This is a genomic window from Vibrio fortis, from assembly GCF_024347475.1.
Lineage (GTDB): Bacteria > Pseudomonadota > Gammaproteobacteria > Enterobacterales > Vibrionaceae > Vibrio > Vibrio fortis.
The window spans coordinates 2,851,409-2,866,963 of the sequence record NZ_AP025487.1 but is presented as its reverse complement, the minus strand read 5'-3'; the positions used below and the strand labels follow the sequence as shown (position 1 = coordinate 2,866,963).

The following is a 15,555-nucleotide window of genomic DNA, read 5'->3' as shown; positions in this document are numbered from 1 at the left end:
GAGCACATTTATTGGCGTTTTTTAGAGCAAGGAAATAACAAAAGCATGCTAAACAATGAGCTTGTGAAAGTTAAAAACCTCAGCTTTTCTCGAGGGGAGCGAATGATCTTCGATAATATCGATCTCGAAGTCCCTCAAGGAAAAGTGACAGCCATCATGGGGCCATCAGGGATTGGTAAAACAACCTTGTTGCGCTTGATCGGTGGTCAGCTCCCTCCAGACCAAGGTGAAATTTGGTTTGATGGCGACAACATTCCTCGTTTGTCGCGCCGCAAGCTTTACCAAGCTCGTAAAAAAATGAGCATGTTGTTCCAGTCAGGGGCACTTTTCACTGACCTGAATGTCTTCGATAACGTCGCCTTTCCACTGCGTGAGCATACTGAGCTGGATGAATCACTGATTCGTACCATTGTGCTGCTTAAGTTGGAGGCCGTTGGGCTTCGTGGTGCCGCACAGTTGATGCCAAGCGAACTGTCGGGAGGTATGGCAAGGCGTGCTGCCTTAGCGCGAGCAATTGCGCTCGATCCCGATCTTATTATGTACGACGAACCTTTTGTTGGTCAGGACCCTATCACCATGGGTGTACTGGTAGAGTTGATCCGCAATCTCAATCAAGCGTTAGGTCTCACTTCAATTGTGGTGTCACACGATGTTCCAGAGGTGATGAGCATTGCCGATTGGGTTTACTTATTGGCCGATGGCAAAATTATTGCCAAAGGGACACCTGAGGAGTTGCGACAAAATAGCGATCCAAGAGTGCAGCAGTTCTTGAATGGTGAAGCAGATGGTCCAGTGCCGTTTCGATTCCCAGCTCAGAGTTTAGAGAAGGATCTATTCTAGTATGTTTGTAAATTATATCGCTGGGGTTGGGCGCCGAACACTAGCTATGTGCGAAGCATTTGGTCGCGCAAGCTTGATGTTGTGGGGCGCTTTCTTTGGTATTCCTCGCTTGAAAAACTTCCCATTATTGGTGAAACAGCTCTACAGCGTAGGTGTACAGTCACTTGCGATCATTGTGGTTTCAGGGCTCTTTATCGGCATGGTGCTTAGTCTGCAAGGCTACGTTGTGTTGATTGACTACGGGGCAGAAGGCAACCTTGGTCAAATGGTTGCACTGTCGCTGCTACGTGAATTGGGGCCGGTAGTGACGGCACTGTTATTTGCTGGTCGAGCAGGTTCAGCGCTGACTGCTGAAATCGGACTCATGAAGGCAACCGAGCAAATCTCCAGCCTTGAAATGATGGCGGTGGATCCTCTTAAACGAGTTATTGCACCACGACTGTGGGCCGGTCTCATCTCTATGCCGCTATTGGCGATGATCTTTATGGCCATTGGTATATGGGGCGGTCAATTGGTTGGTGTTGACTGGAAGGGCATCGACCATGGCAGCTTCTGGTCGGCGATGCAGTCATCGGTGGAACTTGGCCGAGACATCGGCAACAGCATGATTAAGTGTATGGTATTTGCGATTACCGTAACTTGGATTGCTCTCTTTAATGGCTATGACGCAATACCAACCTCGGAAGGTATTAGCCGTGCGACCACGCGTACCGTGGTTCACTCTTCTCTAGCAGTGTTAGGGCTAGATTTTGTTCTTACAGCATTGATGTTCGGGAATTAATCATGCAACAAACTCGAAAATTAGAATTATGGGTCGGTAGCTTTGTTATCGCAGGAATTTGCGCAATCTTAATCATGATCTTTCAAGTCGCTGACGTGAAAGGGCTCGGTTCCAACCATACTTACACACTGAAAGCGACGTTTGATAATATCGGCAGCTTGAAAGTGCGCTCTCCTGTGAAGGTCGGTGGGGTTGTTGTTGGCCGCGTGAACAGCATTCAGCTAGATGCAGAAAGCTATCTGCCTGTTGTCGAGCTGTCGATTGATGCGAAGTATGATCAGTTCTCTGAGACGTCAAGCGCACAGATTTTGACATCAGGTTTGATCGGTGAGCAGTACATTAGCCTCGTTCCAGGTTTTGTCTTCGAAGATGAAGAGATGCTGGTTGATGGTGATGTTATCGAAGACACCAAATCTGCATTAGTATTAGAAGATCTGATTGGCCAAGTGCTATACAGCGTTGGCGGCTCTGACGAAGCGACAACTGAGGAATAGATTCATGTTAAAAAGAATGTTTATGGTGGTCGTGGCTATGATCTTTGCGACCAATGTTGTGGCAGAAGAGAATATCGACCGCACCCAACCTTATCAAATGATGACTCAGGTTTCTGAGGTGGCATTTAATCGTCTGAAGGCTGAGCAAGAGAACATCAAACAAGATCCTGAGCTGTTGAAGGTAATTGTTGAAGAAGAGTTGATGCCTTACGTCAACGCACAGTATGCAGCACTTAAACTTTTGGGTCCTAACCTGAAAGGCGCAAAGAAAGAGGACGTGCGTGTTTTCATTGGCGCGTTTCGTAAATATCTAGTGTCTTCTTACGCTCAAGTACTGACGCAATACACAGATCAAACTATTCAGTTTGGCCCTGAGCCAAAGATTAAGCCTGATAGCCGCATTACCAGCATCAAGGTCGACATCATTGACTCGCCAAGACCAAACATCAAGCTTGAATTCAAGCTACGTAAAGACAAGAAAACGGGCGAATGGAAAGCTTTCGATATGGTAGCTGAGGGTATTAGCTTACTCTCAAGCAAGCAGTCGGAATGGAACACCAAGATTCGCCAGCAGGGTATTCTATCTGTTGCCAAAGAATTAGAGCAGCTAGCAGCACAACCTATTCGTTTTGAGAGCTCGAAAAAATGAGTCAAACGCAATGGAGTGAACTCAGCTCCGTCGAATTTCAGCTAAGTGGCGATCTTGACCGCGACAGCGTGCCTGCAATTTGGCGCACATTACAAGCATGGAAAACGACAGAATCTCACGTGCAAGTGAACCTCAACACCGTTGAGCGCATCGATTCATCAGGAATGGTGATGCTAATTCACTTAATAGAGCATGCAAAAAATCAAAACTGTCATATAATGTTCAGTTTCGTGCCAGAACAATTACGAACGTTGTTCCAATTGAGCAATATCCAGCCAATGATGGCAGAACACTTAAAAGATTAGGCAGGAGCTATTTGTGGACAGCACAAAAGTACAAGAATTATTAGCAGAGGCACTTAACCTTCAAGAGATTATCGTGAAGGGTGAAGGCAGCCATTACGAAGTTGTTGCAGTGGATGCATGTTTTGACGGCATGAACCGCGTTAAGAAGCAGCAACTGATTTACGGCCCACTAATGGAATACATTCAACGCAATGACATCCATGCTCTTTCTATTAAGGCGTACACGCCAGAAGAGTGGGAACGTGATAAGAAACTGATGTCACTTTAAGGTTTATGATGGAAAAGTTTCGAGTTATTGGATCCGATCAGCCGTTAAACGGCGAAGTGACGATCTCTGGTGCAAAAAACGCTGCACTACCTATTTTGTTTGCTTCAATCTTGGCGGAAGAGCCAGTTGAAGTAAGTAATGTTCCTCACCTACGTGATATCGACACGACTATGGAGCTATTAAAGCGCCTAGGTGCAAAAGTATCACGCAATGGTAGCGTACATGTTGATGGTAGCGAGATTAATGAATTTTGCGCACCGTACGATTTAGTAAAAACAATGCGTGCTTCGATTTGGGCTTTAGGTCCACTAGTGGCGCGTTTTGGTCAAGGCCAAGTTTCACTGCCAGGTGGTTGTGCGATTGGTGCTCGTCCTGTGGATCTTCACATTCACGGTCTAGAGCAGCTAGGTGCGACAATTACACTAGAAGACGGTTATGTGAAAGCCAATGTTGATGGTCGCCTAAAGGGCGCGCACATCGTAATGGACAAGGTGAGTGTTGGTGCAACCATCACTATCATGTGTGCGGCAACACTGGCAGAAGGCACTACAGTATTGGATAACTCAGCGCGTGAGCCTGAGATTGTTGATACTGCAGACTTCCTAAACAAACTAGGTGCTAAGATCTCTGGTGCAGGCACAGATACCATTACTATCGAAGGTGTTGAGCGCCTTGGTGGGGGTAAACACTCTGTGGTTGCTGACCGTATCGAGACAGGCACTTTCCTAGTGGCTGCTGCTGTGTCTGGTGGTAAAGTGGTTTGTCGTAACACGAGTGCACATCTACTAGAAGCGGCTCTTGCAAAGCTTGAAGAAGCTGGCGCAAAGGTTGAAACCGGTGAAGATTGGATCAGTCTGGATATGACAGATCGCGAGCTAAAAGCAGTTAAGATTGTAACGGCTCCACACCCAGGTTTCCCAACTGACATGCAGGCTCAATTTACGCTGTTGAACATGATGGCGAAGGGCAGTGGCGTGATTACAGAAACGATTTTTGAAAACCGTTTCATGCACATCCCTGAACTGCAGCGTATGGGCGCAAAAGCTGAGATTGAAGGTAATACTGCAATTTGTGGTGAGACTGAAAAACTGAGCGGTGCTCAAGTGATGGCAACGGATCTACGAGCGTCAGCAAGCTTAGTGATTGCAGGTTGTATCGCACAAGGTGAAACCATTGTTGACCGTATTTATCACATCGATCGTGGCTACGATAAGATTGAAGATAAACTGTCTGCTTTGGGTGCGAACATCACGCGTTTTCGTGAATCGAGCTAAGCCTCGATATTACGAAGCATGACGAGATAATAAAAAAGAAAGTCGAAACTTTGGTTTCGGCTTTTTTATTGTATTTTGCCGCTTACGACTCTGTTACCATCATGCGTAATAAAAACAGACCTAGTTAAGCGGTTGTTGAGGAACAAAATGATAGCAATATTACGTATTTTCGCTGTAGCAATATTTGCGATTTTCATGTTTGTGTTTGGTTGTGGTTACTGCTTGTTGAGCCCACGTAATCCAAAGCACGTATTTACTTTTGGTCGTTACTTTGGCCGTATGTCAAAGATCTTCGGTATCACTTTGGAGCTACGTATTCCAGAAGACGCCTACTCACGCGGCCAACACGTTTACATTGCCAACCACCAAAATAACTGGGATCTATTCACAGTTTCTTCTGCTGTAACACCAAAAGTAGTTACCGTTGGTAAGAAAAGCCTAGCGTGGATGCCATTATTTGGTCAGCTTTACTGGCTGACAGGTAATATCCTGATTGACCGTGCGAACCGTAGCAAAGCGGTTGGTACAATTGACCAAGTGGTTGATAACTTAAAAGGCAGTGATGTATCGGTATGGATGTTCCCAGAAGGGACTCGCTCGCGTGGCCGTGGTTTACTGCCATTTAAAACGGGCGCATTCCATGCAGCTATTGGTGCTGGTCTACCGATTATCCCAATCGTTTGTAGTTCAACAGGCGGAGTTAAGCTGAACCGTTGGAATAACGGTCACGTTATCGTAGAGATGCTACCACCAGTTAGTGTTGAAGGCTTTGATAAGTCGAATGTTCGTGAACTAGCGAATGAATGTCGTGAGCAGATGAAAGCAAAACTTGCTGAGCTTGATGAAGAAGTGAAAGCACTCAACAGCAAGTAATCGCTTTAGCGTTTATCCGATATTAAAAAAGGTTGCCGTCGTGGCAACCTTTTTTGTATCTGGTCGAAACTATTTGCGAACTGCGATAGCTTCGATTTCGATACCAACATCTTTAGGAAGTCGAGCTACTTCAACACATGAACGTGCAGGGTAGTTTGCAACGCCGTGCTCGTCGAAGAACTTGCCGTAAACTTCGTTTACTGTGCCGAAATCGTTAAGGTCTTTAACGAATACCGTTAGTTTTACGATGTCTTTTACTGTTAGGCCAGAAGCTTCAACAACAGCTTGAACGTTTTCAAGAGATTGACGAGCTTGTTCTGCGATGTCAGAAGACACTTCACCAGTAGCTGGGTTTACTGGGATCTGACCTGAAGTCAGTACCATGTTGCCTAGGTCAACACCTTGTACGTATGGGCCGATTGCTGCTGGAGCTGATTCTGTGTGAAGTACTTTAGTCATTATAGGTTCCATCATTTTATTAGATAAAAATCGAAATTCAGTGTGCCTTCAAAGCTGCATTAGGTAAAGAATAAAATACCCCGCACAGGCGAGGTATTTCATAGTTTTTACATTAAGCTCGTGCTACACGAAGCTTATCTCTCAGTGACGATCTCGCGAGAGAAGACCTTTTCACAGTATTTGCACTTCAGGCGAATATCTTCATTCTTTTCAAAGATTTTAAAGCTGCTCTCAACTGGCTCATTGTGAGTAATACAGTTGGTATTAGGGCACTCAAATACATCGTTGATTTGGTCTGGAAGTTCCAGTGCTAGTTTCTTAACGACTTCGTATTCTTCAATCTGGTTCACGGTTGCATGTGGTGCGTAAAGTGCCAGTTTGTTCGCTTGTTCTTCTGTTACGAATACATTCTCAATCTTCAATAGGTCTTTGCCACCTAATGCAGAAGAAGGAAGGTTAAGACCGATAGTGACGCGCTGGTGAGAGTTATGCAAATCAAACAGCTTTAATACCTTAATACCGACGTTCGCTGGGATATGGTCGATTACCGTGCCGTTTTTGATCGCTTCAACTTTTAACTGAGTTCCTTTAGACATGATATCTCTCCTATTACAGCGTTTCGTTAAGAACAAGGGCTAGCAGTGCTTCACGTGCGTAAACACCATTCTCAGCTTGCTGGAAGTAGTAAGCGTGTGGCGTTTTATCGACGTCGATAGTGATTTCATCGACGCGCGGTAGCGGGTGAAGAACCTTAAGGTTATCTCTTGCATCTTCTAGTAGCGCAGCTGTTAGGATGTAAGCAGACTTAATGTGTGCGTACTCTGACTCATCAAAACGCTCTTTTTGTACACGCGTCATATACAGCACATCCAGCTCTGGAATTACCGCATCCATATCAGTCAGAAGTTGGTATTCAATACCCGCTTCGTCTAGCTCTTCACAGATGTAATCTGGCATTGCTAAAGCTTCAGGCGCGATAAAGTAGAAACGAATGTTATTGAACTTGGCCAGTGCTTGAGTCAGAGAGTGAACGGTACGGCCGTACTTTAAGTCACCCACGAACGCGACGTTAAGGTTATCAAGACGACCTTGTGTTTCAGCGATAGAAAACAGGTCTAGTAGCGTTTGTGTTGGGTGTTGGTTAGCACCGTCACCGGCGTTAATCACAGGCACGCCGTTAGAAAACTCAGAAGCCAGACGTGCTGCACCTTCTTGAGGGTGGCGCATAACATAAGCATCGACGTAAGAAGAGATAACTTGTACCGAGTCCGCTAGGGTTTCACCTTTCTTCGCTAGAGAAGTGTTACCGCCGCTATCAAAACCAATCACGTCGCCGCCAATGCGTTGAATGGCTGTTTCGAAAGAGAGGCGAGTACGTGTTGAAGGCTCAAAGAAACAACTCGCGACAACTTTGTTTTTAATCAGCTCAGGATTCGGTTCCGCTTTCAACTGACCAGCTGTTTGAACAATCAATTCTAGCTCTTCACGAGAAAGCTCTGGAATTGAGATGATGTGCTTTTTATAGAGCGAGTTCGCCATGATCTTCTTCCCCACAATAATGTAATGACCATAAAAAAGCCCCCCATAATGGGAGGCTTTAAAAAGAGGTTTCTGAGCAGAATAGACGACCTTGTAAGCTAGCCAGCTTACGCGCAATATTCAACGATGTCATAATATTGATAGGTGTCATTTTCACTACTCTCAGACAAATTGCCGAGAATTATACGCTTTCAATTTGTGAGCGCAAGCGATTACATCAACCTTTTATTGTTATGACATTGATGGCCTATCCGAGTGTTGCAACCATGACTGCTTTGATGGTGTGCATACGGTTCTCTGCTTCATCGAAGACAATTGAGTAATCGGACTCAAAGACTTCATCGGTCACTTCCAATCCATTCATGCCATACTTGTCAGCAACTTGCTGGCCAATTACGGTTTCATTGTTGTGGAACGCAGGTAAGCAGTGCATGAACTTCACTTGTGGGTTTCCAGTAAGCTTGATCACATCCATATTCACTTGATACGGCTTCATTACTGCGACACGTTCATCCCAAGCTTCAGGGGATTCACCCATAGAGACCCAAACATCCGTGTATAAATAGTCACAGCCTTTCACGCCTTCAGCTACGTCTTCCGTTAACGTAATTATCGCGCCTGTTGCTTGTGCGATGGTTTGGCACTCTTCAACCAACTGCTCTTCAGGCCAGAACGCTTTCGGAGCCACGAGGCGAATGTCCATGCCCATTTTTGCCGCGCCAACTAACAGCGAGTTACCCATGTTGTTACGCGCATCACCTAGATAGGCAAAGCTGAGTTGGTGCAGTTGTTTGCCACGGCCATGTTCTAGCATGGTCAGGAAATCGGCTAAGATCTGAGTTGGATGGAACTCATCGGTAAGGCCATTCCAGACAGGAACACCTGCATAGGCTCCTAAGTCTTCAACAATGCTCTGACCAAAACCACGATACTCAATGCCGTCGTACATACGACCCAGTACGCGAGCGGTGTCTTTCATTGATTCTTTTTGACCGATCTGTGAGCCAGATGGCCCGATGTAAGAGACTTGAGCACCTTGATCAAACGCGGCAACTTCAAAGGCACATCGAGTACGAGTAGAGGCTTTTTCAAAGATCAGTGCGATATTTTTACCGACCAGTTTTTTCTGTTCAGTACCTGCATACTTAGCTTTCTTTAGATCTGCTGACAGATCCAGTAAGAATTGAATCTCTTTTGGAGTAAAGTCGAGCAATTTTAGAAAGTTACGATTGCGAAGATTAAAAGCCATATCTCGCTCCTTGAGCAAATAGAATCAATGAAGGCTTTAGTTAAACATAAAAATGCTATATTTGTGAATATTTATTTTGTTAATTTGATAAAAAAGGTCGGCATGTTAGAGCCGACCTTTGAGAAGGGAAGGGAGGAAGTTGAAATTAGATGCCGTCACGCTCGATTGGACAACTCATACAACGAGCACCACCACGTCCACGGCCTAATTCATTACCTGGAATGGTGAGAACCTCGATGCCTGCCTTGTCGTACTTCTCATTGGTGTAGACATTACGCTCGTAGCCAATCACTGTGCCTGGTTTTACAGTAAGGACATTGTTTGCGTCGTTCCACTGTTCACGCTCTGCTTCGTAGTTGTCACCACCAGTTGTGATGATCTTAAGCTGATCTAGGCCTAGTGCACCTTCGATCGCTGACAAGTAGTTATCCGCTTTCTCAACACGCATCTCACCGTTCTCTTTCGGTGTTAGACGCCATGTATCAAGATCCTTGCGTACGATCTCTGGGTATACAGAGAAGGTATCAATATCCATGTGTGTCATCACCGTATCTAAGTGCATACATGAACGGTGCTTAGGCAGGTCGATAGCGATAACCTCTTTTGCTTGGCCTGATTTGAATAGGCTAGCGGCAAGGTTCTCTACACCCTGTGGCTTGGTTCGTTCAGAGATACCGATAAGAACCGCGCCTTTACCAATAACCAATACGTCACCGCCTTCAATATTAGCGTTGTCGTAGTGTAGGTCTTCATCGCCAAAGTATTTAATGAAATCTTGCCCCGCAAATACCGGGTGCCAGCGGTAGATAGCGCGTAGGTGGTTAGTTTCACGCTGACGTGCAGGCTTCATCATTGGGTTGAGCGACACCCCACCATATACCCAGCAAGAGGTGTCACGGGTAAATAGGTGGTTTGGTAACGGCTCAATCACAAAGTCCAATGGACGGTGCATCTTTGGCAGCATTGACGATGAAGCGATAGGTAGCTCTGAATAAGCCAAACCGCCAAGCAAAATTGTTGCGAGGTGTTCGTTATCCATTTGCGCTAAGTAGTTTCTTAGATCGCGCGCAAAGGTTGGGCCGTAGCGAAAATCTGAAATTTGGGTATTGAGTAGCCACTCACGAGCTTCAGAAACATCTAATGTTTCGACCAATAGGTCGTGTAGCAATAGCACTTCAACGCCTTGGTTGCGAAGTGTTGATGCGAAGGCATCGTGCTCTTCACCCGCTGCTTCTACTGCTAGCACATCATCAAAAAGAAGTTCGTGACAGTTTGAAGGGGTGAGGTGGGTGAGTGCTCTTTCTGGTCGATTTAATAGAACTCGTCTTAATTGACCGACTTCGGAGCCAACGTACAGCTTACTCATTTTGCATCCTTACTTTTAATCCAGCGTCTATTTATGACAAGCTTGATCGCATTATGCAAGCCTAGCTAAAGATAGAAAAAACAGGTTATTTGAATAAATTTGGATAAAAATTTCGCCATTAGGCCATATTTGTTATTTTCTGACTATTTTGATGGGTTGGAACCAAATCATCGATTTCTGCGTTTCTATGCTGCTATTCATCTGGGAAATAGAAATTAAAAACAGCGGTAAAGTGATTTTTTATTCACTAATATGCACTTTAATTGAATAGAGCGAGATCTTATGCAAGTCACACAAATTGTATGTATGCATTCACAGTGATTAATCAGGCATTTCCAATCAAACACAACCAGAACAGTCGTTGAAATGAAATGCTAAAAGTGCTTTTGGTTAATAATATGTTGAATATTTGTTTCTGTGATTGTGATTTTACTTTTGGCTCTGTTTGAGTGGCTTTACGAAGGGATAAAGTTTGCTGTTGCCCGATGATCTAGGTGGCTTTTCTGCGCGATCCATGCCATATTTCGTGGCAATCAAATTTGATCCTTTCATAGTCAACACTCTGGAGCAGAAACATGTCTCACGAAGATGAATATCTATCAGTAGAAGAATTAATTGAGATTCAAAAGGAAGAGACTCGCGATATCATTGCAGCATTGATCGAAGACGGTAGCGATCCTGATGCACTTTACGAAATTGAGCACCACCTATTTGCTGAAGATTTCGATGTACTTGAGAAAGCGGTTGTTGAAGCATTCAAGATGGGCTTTGAAGTATTAGAAGCAGAAGAGACAGAAGACGAAGACGGCAACAAGCTGCTTTGCTGTGATGCGACTATGCAGTCGGCTCTTAATGCAGAAGCGATTGACGAGCAAGTTGAGAAGCTGGTTAATCTGGCTGAGAAATTTGACATCATCTATGACGGTTGGGGCACTTACTACGAAGGTGAAGATGCTATCTACCCACAAGATGATGAAGACGAAGAGTAACTTCGCTACTGAATTGAAAGATACCAGCACATTGTTGCTGGTATTTTTTTGCCCATATAAAAACCAATGTCTTTATGTGCGTGTATTCATTATAATGCGGTCAAAATTGATCTAGCTCAAGGAATGATATGCGGCTGCAACTTGATGGTCTTTGGCAAATATCGCCATTAACTGACCTCTCTATACCCCAAGATGATATTACGTTTCCTGCACCGCTGAGCGCAAAACTCCCAGACTCGCTAAGTGAAGAAGAGATTGCAGCTCAAGAGTGGCATTTGATGCACGACATTGAAGTCGATGATGCAATGTTAGCGTGCCCTTTCGTAGAGCTGGTTATGGCGGGCGTCGACTATTTTGCCGAGGTTCGACTTAATGGTGTAGCCGTCTTCGATTGCGATGGTAGCCAAGAAGAGTACCGCAAAGATATCCGTCCTTACATGCAAGCGGGTCGTAATCGTTTTGAGATCTTGTTCCTTGAGGAAGAAGAGGGGCTGCTACTTGAAGAAGATATGGAAGAGGCAACGCCGACAACACCCGTAGCCAAGTCTGATTCACGTATGGGAGTTTGGCAGGCACCATACTTACAGTTTGTTCGCCATATAAAGCTAGAGCAGGTAGTGACTGAGCAGATCTGGCACCACGGTGGTGGTTGTGAATTCAAAGTCGATGTGATTTATCAGACACTCAAATCGGGACTGGTGTCAGCATCAATTAAGTTCAATGGGATGACGCTCGTGATGCCGATTGATGTACGCGCCGAGCATACTGGCGTGATTTTCCAGGTTGAAGCTCCGCTGGTATTTGACATTAACAAGCCCAATCCTAAACATTTATATGAATTAGAGATTGAGCTTGATGGGCAGAAAGAGAGCTCTTTTGTTGCCCTTAACCCGGCTTCATGTGTGAGCAACTTTCTGCGCTAATATCATTAGAGAATATCGCTATTATTCCACTATATTAAAGCGCTTTGGCCATGACCACTTCGCATGCGTCGTGGCCTGTCTCTCCCCAAGCACTGTCTAGGTGTTCAAAACCTAAAGACTCATAGAGCTTGATTGCAGCACCTAAACACTCAGTCGTTTCTAAGTACATCTGCTTATAGCCCTGTTGCTTAGCGAGCTTAAGACTTAGGGCTACAATACGTTTGGCCAACCCGTGACCGCGCGTCTGCTCTAAGAAATACATCTTTTGTAGCTCACACACCTCCGGCTTTCCGGCTAACGGAGCAAAACCGCCACCACCAACCACCTTTCCTTGATACTCAATTACCCAATACATCGCATTATCTTGAGAATAGACAGAGTACATATCATCCAAAGTTGGATCAGCAACCCCATAACCTTTGTCTTCGGTGAGGCCGTGTTCTGCGGAGACTTGGCGAATCACCTCAGCAATGCTTGGGTTGTCTTGTGGTTGAATTGGTCTGAGGTTAAAGCCAGCAATAATTTCCATACTTTGCCTATAAAAATGGGCCACTGATAAGTGACCCAATATATTGCGACTAAGCGTGTTGATGCAAACAAAACTGAGGTTGTCTTGTCTGGCTACTTGTTTGTTTCAGCCAAATTTTCTCATGGAAGTAGTAAGCGACTGTGTTCAATGTTGGTTCTAACATGGCCATTACGCCGCCCACAAAGGCATCACCTGTTAATAAGTAAACCACGGTAAATGCGACGCTGAAGTGAATGGTAGCGAAGCTGGCGGTCTTCAATTTAGTCATCCATTGACGAGCTTTTAGCGCAGGGACCTGAGCCCACGCCTTTTCATGAAAATAGAAAGCGACGGTATTTACTGAAGGTTCAATCATGGCAATTAAACTACCAATTAGAATGTCGCCAGTCAGAATGTAAGCGACACTAAACGCGATAGTAAAATGAAGTGCTGCAAAGGTTAGTGTCTTTTTCATGATAATTACTCAATCGTTGATGTGTTTCGATAGGTTTATTATTGAGAATAATTATCATTAAATCTAATGGGAAGTTAATATTGTTTTGATAGGTAAAAGCTATCAAAGAAACAAACAGGGAAGACTCCGCAAAAAAGTCACGATAGAAATACTGATAAACGCATCAATTAAAATCATCTAACTGATTGTAATTATTTATAAAAATTATGATAACTTCCTTTGATTTATCAACCTAGCTGATTGATTAGCACGGCGTGTTTCTATAGCGTGCATTCTCCCAATGTGCACTTAGATGTACATGGGTTAATGATAAACGTCAGATGGAGTAAAAAATGGAAACCAAAGGGTTGGAGACTAAAGTTCACTTTAGTGGGAAAGGCAAAGAGTACTTTGGCATATGGATTGTGAATATCCTGCTATCGGTAATTACGCTTGGGATTTATTCAGCGTGGGCGAAAGTGCGCAATAAGCGCTATTTCTATGGTCACACGTCAATTGCAGGCGATAGCTTTGAGTATCACGGAACACCTATGCAGATCTTAAAGGGGCGAATTATCGCAGTCGTTTGTGTGGTGATTTGGTCTGTGTCTGAACAAATCTCACCTCTGCTATCTTTAGGCTTAATCGTGGCATTTGTACTGCTATTACCTCTATTGTCACGCAGCAATGCGCGCTTTGATTCTGCGATGACCAGTTTCCGCAATGTGCATTTCTCGTTTCATGGCACGATCGCGGGAGCGTATTGGGCGATTTTAGGGCGTGGTACGCTTGCAACCTTAGGCTTCGTCGCTGCGATGGGTGCGGTTGTGTTTGCAATGCAGCTCAATGTGATTGCGGGAGTTGTTGCGATGTTGGTGTTACTGCCGGCCTATGTTTATCTACAGGCTTGGTCACTAGTGGGTATCGCAAACTATTTCGCTAATGGATATCGTTACGGAGAGCGCCAGTTTAAAGCTGATTACACCAACGCGTTCTATTTTAAAACCTATTTGATTGCGACACTGATTTGGATGGTATTAATGGCTCTTGTCGTGGTGAGCTTTGTTGCAATTGTGGGAGTGAACCTAGTTAGTAACCCTGAGTCTTTTGTTGATCTCATGGGACACAGCGATCTAGTGACCTTTATGATCGGATACTACTTAGCCTTTATTGCTATCGGTCTCGCAATTGGCGCTTACCTTAAAGTAAAAGTGCGTAACTATACATTCTCGCAGTTGGTTCTTGAAGGTAAGGATGCTGAGGAAGCGTCGCAATTTAGCTTCTCCTCAACGCTAACGGTTAAAGGTTATGTCAGTTTAGTGGTCACGAACTTCTTACTTCAGGTGGTAACCATTGGTTTAGCTCGACCTTGGGTTATGGTTCGAACAACACATTACCTCGCTGAGAATACCTTTGTTTACGGTGATTTAGACTCGTTGGTTGCAAGCGATCAAGACTCTAACGTTAAGTCAGCCGTTTCAGATGAGGTTGTGCAAGCCTTTGATGTCGACCTTGGTATTGGTTAATGTTGAACGGTGTCGCTCATCCGCCTCGCAGCTCAAAACGCTGTGAGGCCACTCTCGATATTTCGCTCGATGGGATGTTGGTTATTAATGCCAGCGATCAGCGTAGTTCAGCTAACATTGCTGATGTGAAAATCAATGTCGGTGTTGGTTCGACACCAAGTAAATTTACATTTCCTGACGGCTGGTTGTTTGTGGCACAACCATGTGATGAACTCACGGCATTTCTTAAACAGCATGGCCAACATGACTGGATGGGCAAGCTTGAAAAGAATGTCTCAGCGATCTTAATTTGCTGTATCGCAATACTGGCTTTGACCATTGGAACCTTTACTCATGGTATTCCTTGGCTGACAGATAAAGTGGTTGTTTATCTTCCAGATTCTGTCTCAAAAATAGTAGAGGAGCGGGTCTTAGTCTCTTTCGATGAGCAGTTGTTTGAACCATCGGAGTTAACACTGTCGCGGCAAGCTGCGATTCGTCAGCGCTTTGAAGGGCATTTGAGAGAGCTGGGTATTGATGGGGACGTTCGTTTGTTGTTTCGCTCTTCTGAACTCGGGGCAAATGCTTTTGCGTTGAGCCACAATACCATCATCGTACTTGATGACTTGGTTCAGCTAACGAAAACTCAGCAGCAGTTGGATAGTATCTTGATGCATGAGTTGGGGCATATTGAACAACAGCATGTCATGAAAACGATTGTGCGCTCTAGTTTGCTTTCACTCTCTGTCGCGATACTAACAGGAGAGAGTTCTGGCGTGATCGATAACTTAGCAGGGATCGGTGTTTTCGTTGCTAACAATGGTCAATCGCAACATGCAGAGCGAGAAGCGGATAGGTTTGCCTCGGATTCGATGTGGCAGATACATGGCACCAATCAACCAATGATTGAGATGTTTGAATTGTTACAAGAGAGTTCCGATTATGAGGCTGAAATACCAGCGTGGTTGAGCTCTCACCCAGAACTCTCCGAACGTATTGATTCATTGAAAAGTAGTCATTAGAGAAACGACAGGATCAAAAAAGGGCAGAATCATCTGCCCTTTTTATATGCTTGAATT

19 protein-coding genes are annotated in these 15,555 nt (G+C 44.7%); 12 read left to right on the top strand and 7 right to left on the bottom strand.

All coding sequences use genetic code 11. The features are described 5' to 3' along the window. Positions 1 to 45 precede the first annotated feature (45 nt). The 8 genes from mlaF (at position 46) to OCV50_RS12595 (ending at position 5,484) form a co-directional block, all read left to right on the top strand. Positions 46 to 840 carry a phospholipid ABC transporter ATP-binding protein MlaF gene (mlaF, locus tag OCV50_RS12630; protein ID WP_239841814.1) on the top strand — a complete coding sequence of 265 codons (795 nt, stop codon included), beginning with the start codon at positions 46 to 48 and terminating at the stop codon, positions 838 to 840. Position 841: 1 nt separating this feature from the next. Further along, positions 842 to 1,621, top strand: a complete 780-nt coding sequence (gene mlaE / locus OCV50_RS12625) for a lipid asymmetry maintenance ABC transporter permease subunit MlaE (RefSeq protein ID WP_239841808.1) — start codon at positions 842 to 844, stop codon at positions 1,619 to 1,621. 2 nt (positions 1,622 to 1,623) lie between these two features. After that, positions 1,624 to 2,115, top strand: coding sequence for an outer membrane lipid asymmetry maintenance protein MlaD (gene mlaD / locus OCV50_RS12620; RefSeq protein ID WP_150893337.1), 492 nt, complete (start codon positions 1,624 to 1,626; stop codon positions 2,113 to 2,115). Between the two features lie 16 nt (positions 2,116 to 2,131). Continuing rightward, complete coding sequence (locus OCV50_RS12615) at positions 2,132 to 2,764, top strand: ABC transporter substrate-binding protein (protein ID WP_390905151.1); 633 nt, start codon at positions 2,132 to 2,134, stop codon at positions 2,762 to 2,764. Further along, positions 2,761 to 3,069 carry an STAS domain-containing protein gene (locus OCV50_RS12610; RefSeq protein WP_261903193.1) on the top strand — a complete coding sequence of 103 codons (309 nt, stop codon included), beginning with the start codon at positions 2,761 to 2,763 and terminating at the stop codon, positions 3,067 to 3,069. Before OCV50_RS12615 ends, OCV50_RS12610 begins: the two co-directional genes overlap by 4 nt. 13 nt (positions 3,070 to 3,082) lie before the next feature. Further along, complete coding sequence (gene ibaG / locus OCV50_RS12605) at positions 3,083 to 3,337, top strand: BolA family iron metabolism protein IbaG (protein ID WP_032553259.1); 255 nt, start codon at positions 3,083 to 3,085, stop codon at positions 3,335 to 3,337. An 8-nt stretch (positions 3,338 to 3,345) separates the two neighbouring features. After that, complete coding sequence (gene murA / locus OCV50_RS12600) at positions 3,346 to 4,611, top strand: UDP-N-acetylglucosamine 1-carboxyvinyltransferase (protein WP_261903192.1); 1,266 nt, start codon at positions 3,346 to 3,348, stop codon at positions 4,609 to 4,611. Between the two features lie 147 nt (positions 4,612 to 4,758). Then, positions 4,759 to 5,484 (top strand): 1-acylglycerol-3-phosphate O-acyltransferase, encoded by a 726-nt coding sequence (locus OCV50_RS12595; protein WP_239841800.1) that lies wholly within the window; start codon positions 4,759 to 4,761, stop codon positions 5,482 to 5,484. A 69-nt stretch (positions 5,485 to 5,553) separates the two neighbouring features. Here OCV50_RS12595 and OCV50_RS12590 read toward each other — a convergent pair whose 3' ends face one another. The 5 genes from OCV50_RS12590 to arcA all read right to left on the bottom strand — a co-directional run bounded on the left by OCV50_RS12590 (position 5,554) and on the right by arcA (position 10,097). Continuing rightward, on the bottom strand, positions 5,554 to 5,943 hold the full coding sequence (locus OCV50_RS12590) for a RidA family protein (RefSeq protein WP_239841798.1): 390 nt from the start codon (positions 5,941 to 5,943) through the stop codon (positions 5,554 to 5,556). Positions 5,944 to 6,077: 134 nt separating this feature from the next. Beyond that, positions 6,078 to 6,539, bottom strand: a complete 462-nt coding sequence (gene pyrI / locus OCV50_RS12585) for an aspartate carbamoyltransferase regulatory subunit (protein ID WP_239841797.1) — start codon at positions 6,537 to 6,539, stop codon at positions 6,078 to 6,080. Positions 6,540 to 6,552: 13 nt separating this feature from the next. Then, positions 6,553 to 7,482 carry an aspartate carbamoyltransferase gene (pyrB, locus tag OCV50_RS12580; protein ID WP_261903191.1) on the bottom strand — a complete coding sequence of 310 codons (930 nt, stop codon included), beginning with the start codon at positions 7,480 to 7,482 and terminating at the stop codon, positions 6,553 to 6,555. A 247-nt stretch (positions 7,483 to 7,729) separates the two neighbouring features. Next, positions 7,730 to 8,731, bottom strand: coding sequence for an ornithine carbamoyltransferase (locus tag OCV50_RS12575; protein WP_261903190.1), 1,002 nt, complete (start codon positions 8,729 to 8,731; stop codon positions 7,730 to 7,732). A gap of 145 nt (positions 8,732 to 8,876) precedes the next feature. Beyond that, the gene (gene arcA / locus OCV50_RS12570; RefSeq protein ID WP_032553249.1) at positions 8,877 to 10,097 is read right to left on the bottom strand and encodes an arginine deiminase; all 1,221 of its coding nucleotides are present in this window, start codon (positions 10,095 to 10,097) and stop codon (positions 8,877 to 8,879) included. Between the two features lie 575 nt (positions 10,098 to 10,672). On the opposite strand from arcA, the gene rraB reads away from it, so the two are divergent. Beyond that, positions 10,673 to 11,086: a ribonuclease E inhibitor RraB gene (gene rraB / locus OCV50_RS12565; protein ID WP_032553248.1), complete on the top strand. Its 414-nt coding sequence runs from the start codon at positions 10,673 to 10,675 to the stop codon at positions 11,084 to 11,086. A gap of 128 nt (positions 11,087 to 11,214) precedes the next feature. Then, positions 11,215 to 12,009, top strand: coding sequence for a glycosyl hydrolase 2 galactose-binding domain-containing protein (locus OCV50_RS12560; protein WP_261903189.1), 795 nt, complete (start codon positions 11,215 to 11,217; stop codon positions 12,007 to 12,009). Between the two features lie 34 nt (positions 12,010 to 12,043). Here the strand turns inward: OCV50_RS12560 and OCV50_RS12555 are convergent, their stop codons facing one another. Further along, positions 12,044 to 12,538, bottom strand: a complete 495-nt coding sequence (locus OCV50_RS12555; RefSeq protein WP_261903188.1) for a GNAT family N-acetyltransferase — start codon at positions 12,536 to 12,538, stop codon at positions 12,044 to 12,046. A gap of 49 nt (positions 12,539 to 12,587) precedes the next feature. Then, positions 12,588 to 12,992: a DUF2061 domain-containing protein gene (locus OCV50_RS12550; protein WP_261903187.1), complete on the bottom strand. Its 405-nt coding sequence runs from the start codon at positions 12,990 to 12,992 to the stop codon at positions 12,588 to 12,590. Between the two features lie 332 nt (positions 12,993 to 13,324). On the opposite strand from OCV50_RS12550, the gene OCV50_RS12545 reads away from it, so the two are divergent. Further along, positions 13,325 to 14,497, top strand: coding sequence for a YjgN family protein (locus OCV50_RS12545; RefSeq protein WP_261903186.1), 1,173 nt, complete (start codon positions 13,325 to 13,327; stop codon positions 14,495 to 14,497). Beyond that, positions 14,497 to 15,498 (top strand): M48 family metallopeptidase, encoded by a 1,002-nt coding sequence (locus OCV50_RS12540; protein WP_261903185.1) that lies wholly within the window; start codon positions 14,497 to 14,499, stop codon positions 15,496 to 15,498. Before OCV50_RS12545 ends, OCV50_RS12540 begins: the two co-directional genes overlap by 1 nt. The last annotated feature ends 57 nt before the right edge of the window (positions 15,499 to 15,555 follow it).

Coding starts and splice junctions, on each gene's coding strand:
- mlaF (WP_239841814.1), top strand. CDS start 46: ATGCTAAACAATGAGCTTGTGAAAGTTAAAAACCTCAGCTTTTCTCGA.
- OCV50_RS12595 (WP_239841800.1), top strand. CDS start 4,759: ATGATAGCAATATTACGTATTTTCGCTGTAGCAATATTTGCGATTTTC.
- OCV50_RS12540 (WP_261903185.1), top strand. CDS start 14,497: ATGTTGAACGGTGTCGCTCATCCGCCTCGCAGCTCAAAACGCTGTGAG.
- OCV50_RS12615 (WP_390905151.1), top strand. CDS start 2,132: ATGTTTATGGTGGTCGTGGCTATGATCTTTGCGACCAATGTTGTGGCA.
- OCV50_RS12610 (WP_261903193.1), top strand. CDS start 2,761: ATGAGTCAAACGCAATGGAGTGAACTCAGCTCCGTCGAATTTCAGCTA.
- mlaE (WP_239841808.1), top strand. CDS start 842: ATGTTTGTAAATTATATCGCTGGGGTTGGGCGCCGAACACTAGCTATG.
- OCV50_RS12545 (WP_261903186.1), top strand. CDS start 13,325: ATGGAAACCAAAGGGTTGGAGACTAAAGTTCACTTTAGTGGGAAAGGC.
- pyrB (WP_261903191.1), bottom strand. CDS start 7,482: ATGGCGAACTCGCTCTATAAAAAGCACATCATCTCAATTCCAGAGCTT.
- OCV50_RS12555 (WP_261903188.1), bottom strand. CDS start 12,538: ATGGAAATTATTGCTGGCTTTAACCTCAGACCAATTCAACCACAAGAC.
- pyrI (WP_239841797.1), bottom strand. CDS start 6,539: ATGTCTAAAGGAACTCAGTTAAAAGTTGAAGCGATCAAAAACGGCACG.
- OCV50_RS12575 (WP_261903190.1), bottom strand. CDS start 8,731: ATGGCTTTTAATCTTCGCAATCGTAACTTTCTAAAATTGCTCGACTTT.
- arcA (WP_032553249.1), bottom strand. CDS start 10,097: ATGAGTAAGCTGTACGTTGGCTCCGAAGTCGGTCAATTAAGACGAGTT.
- mlaD (WP_150893337.1), top strand. CDS start 1,624: ATGCAACAAACTCGAAAATTAGAATTATGGGTCGGTAGCTTTGTTATC.
- OCV50_RS12560 (WP_261903189.1), top strand. CDS start 11,215: ATGCGGCTGCAACTTGATGGTCTTTGGCAAATATCGCCATTAACTGAC.
- OCV50_RS12590 (WP_239841798.1), bottom strand. CDS start 5,943: ATGACTAAAGTACTTCACACAGAATCAGCTCCAGCAGCAATCGGCCCA.
- murA (WP_261903192.1), top strand. CDS start 3,346: ATGGAAAAGTTTCGAGTTATTGGATCCGATCAGCCGTTAAACGGCGAA.
- rraB (WP_032553248.1), top strand. CDS start 10,673: ATGTCTCACGAAGATGAATATCTATCAGTAGAAGAATTAATTGAGATT.
- OCV50_RS12550 (WP_261903187.1), bottom strand. CDS start 12,992: ATGAAAAAGACACTAACCTTTGCAGCACTTCATTTTACTATCGCGTTT.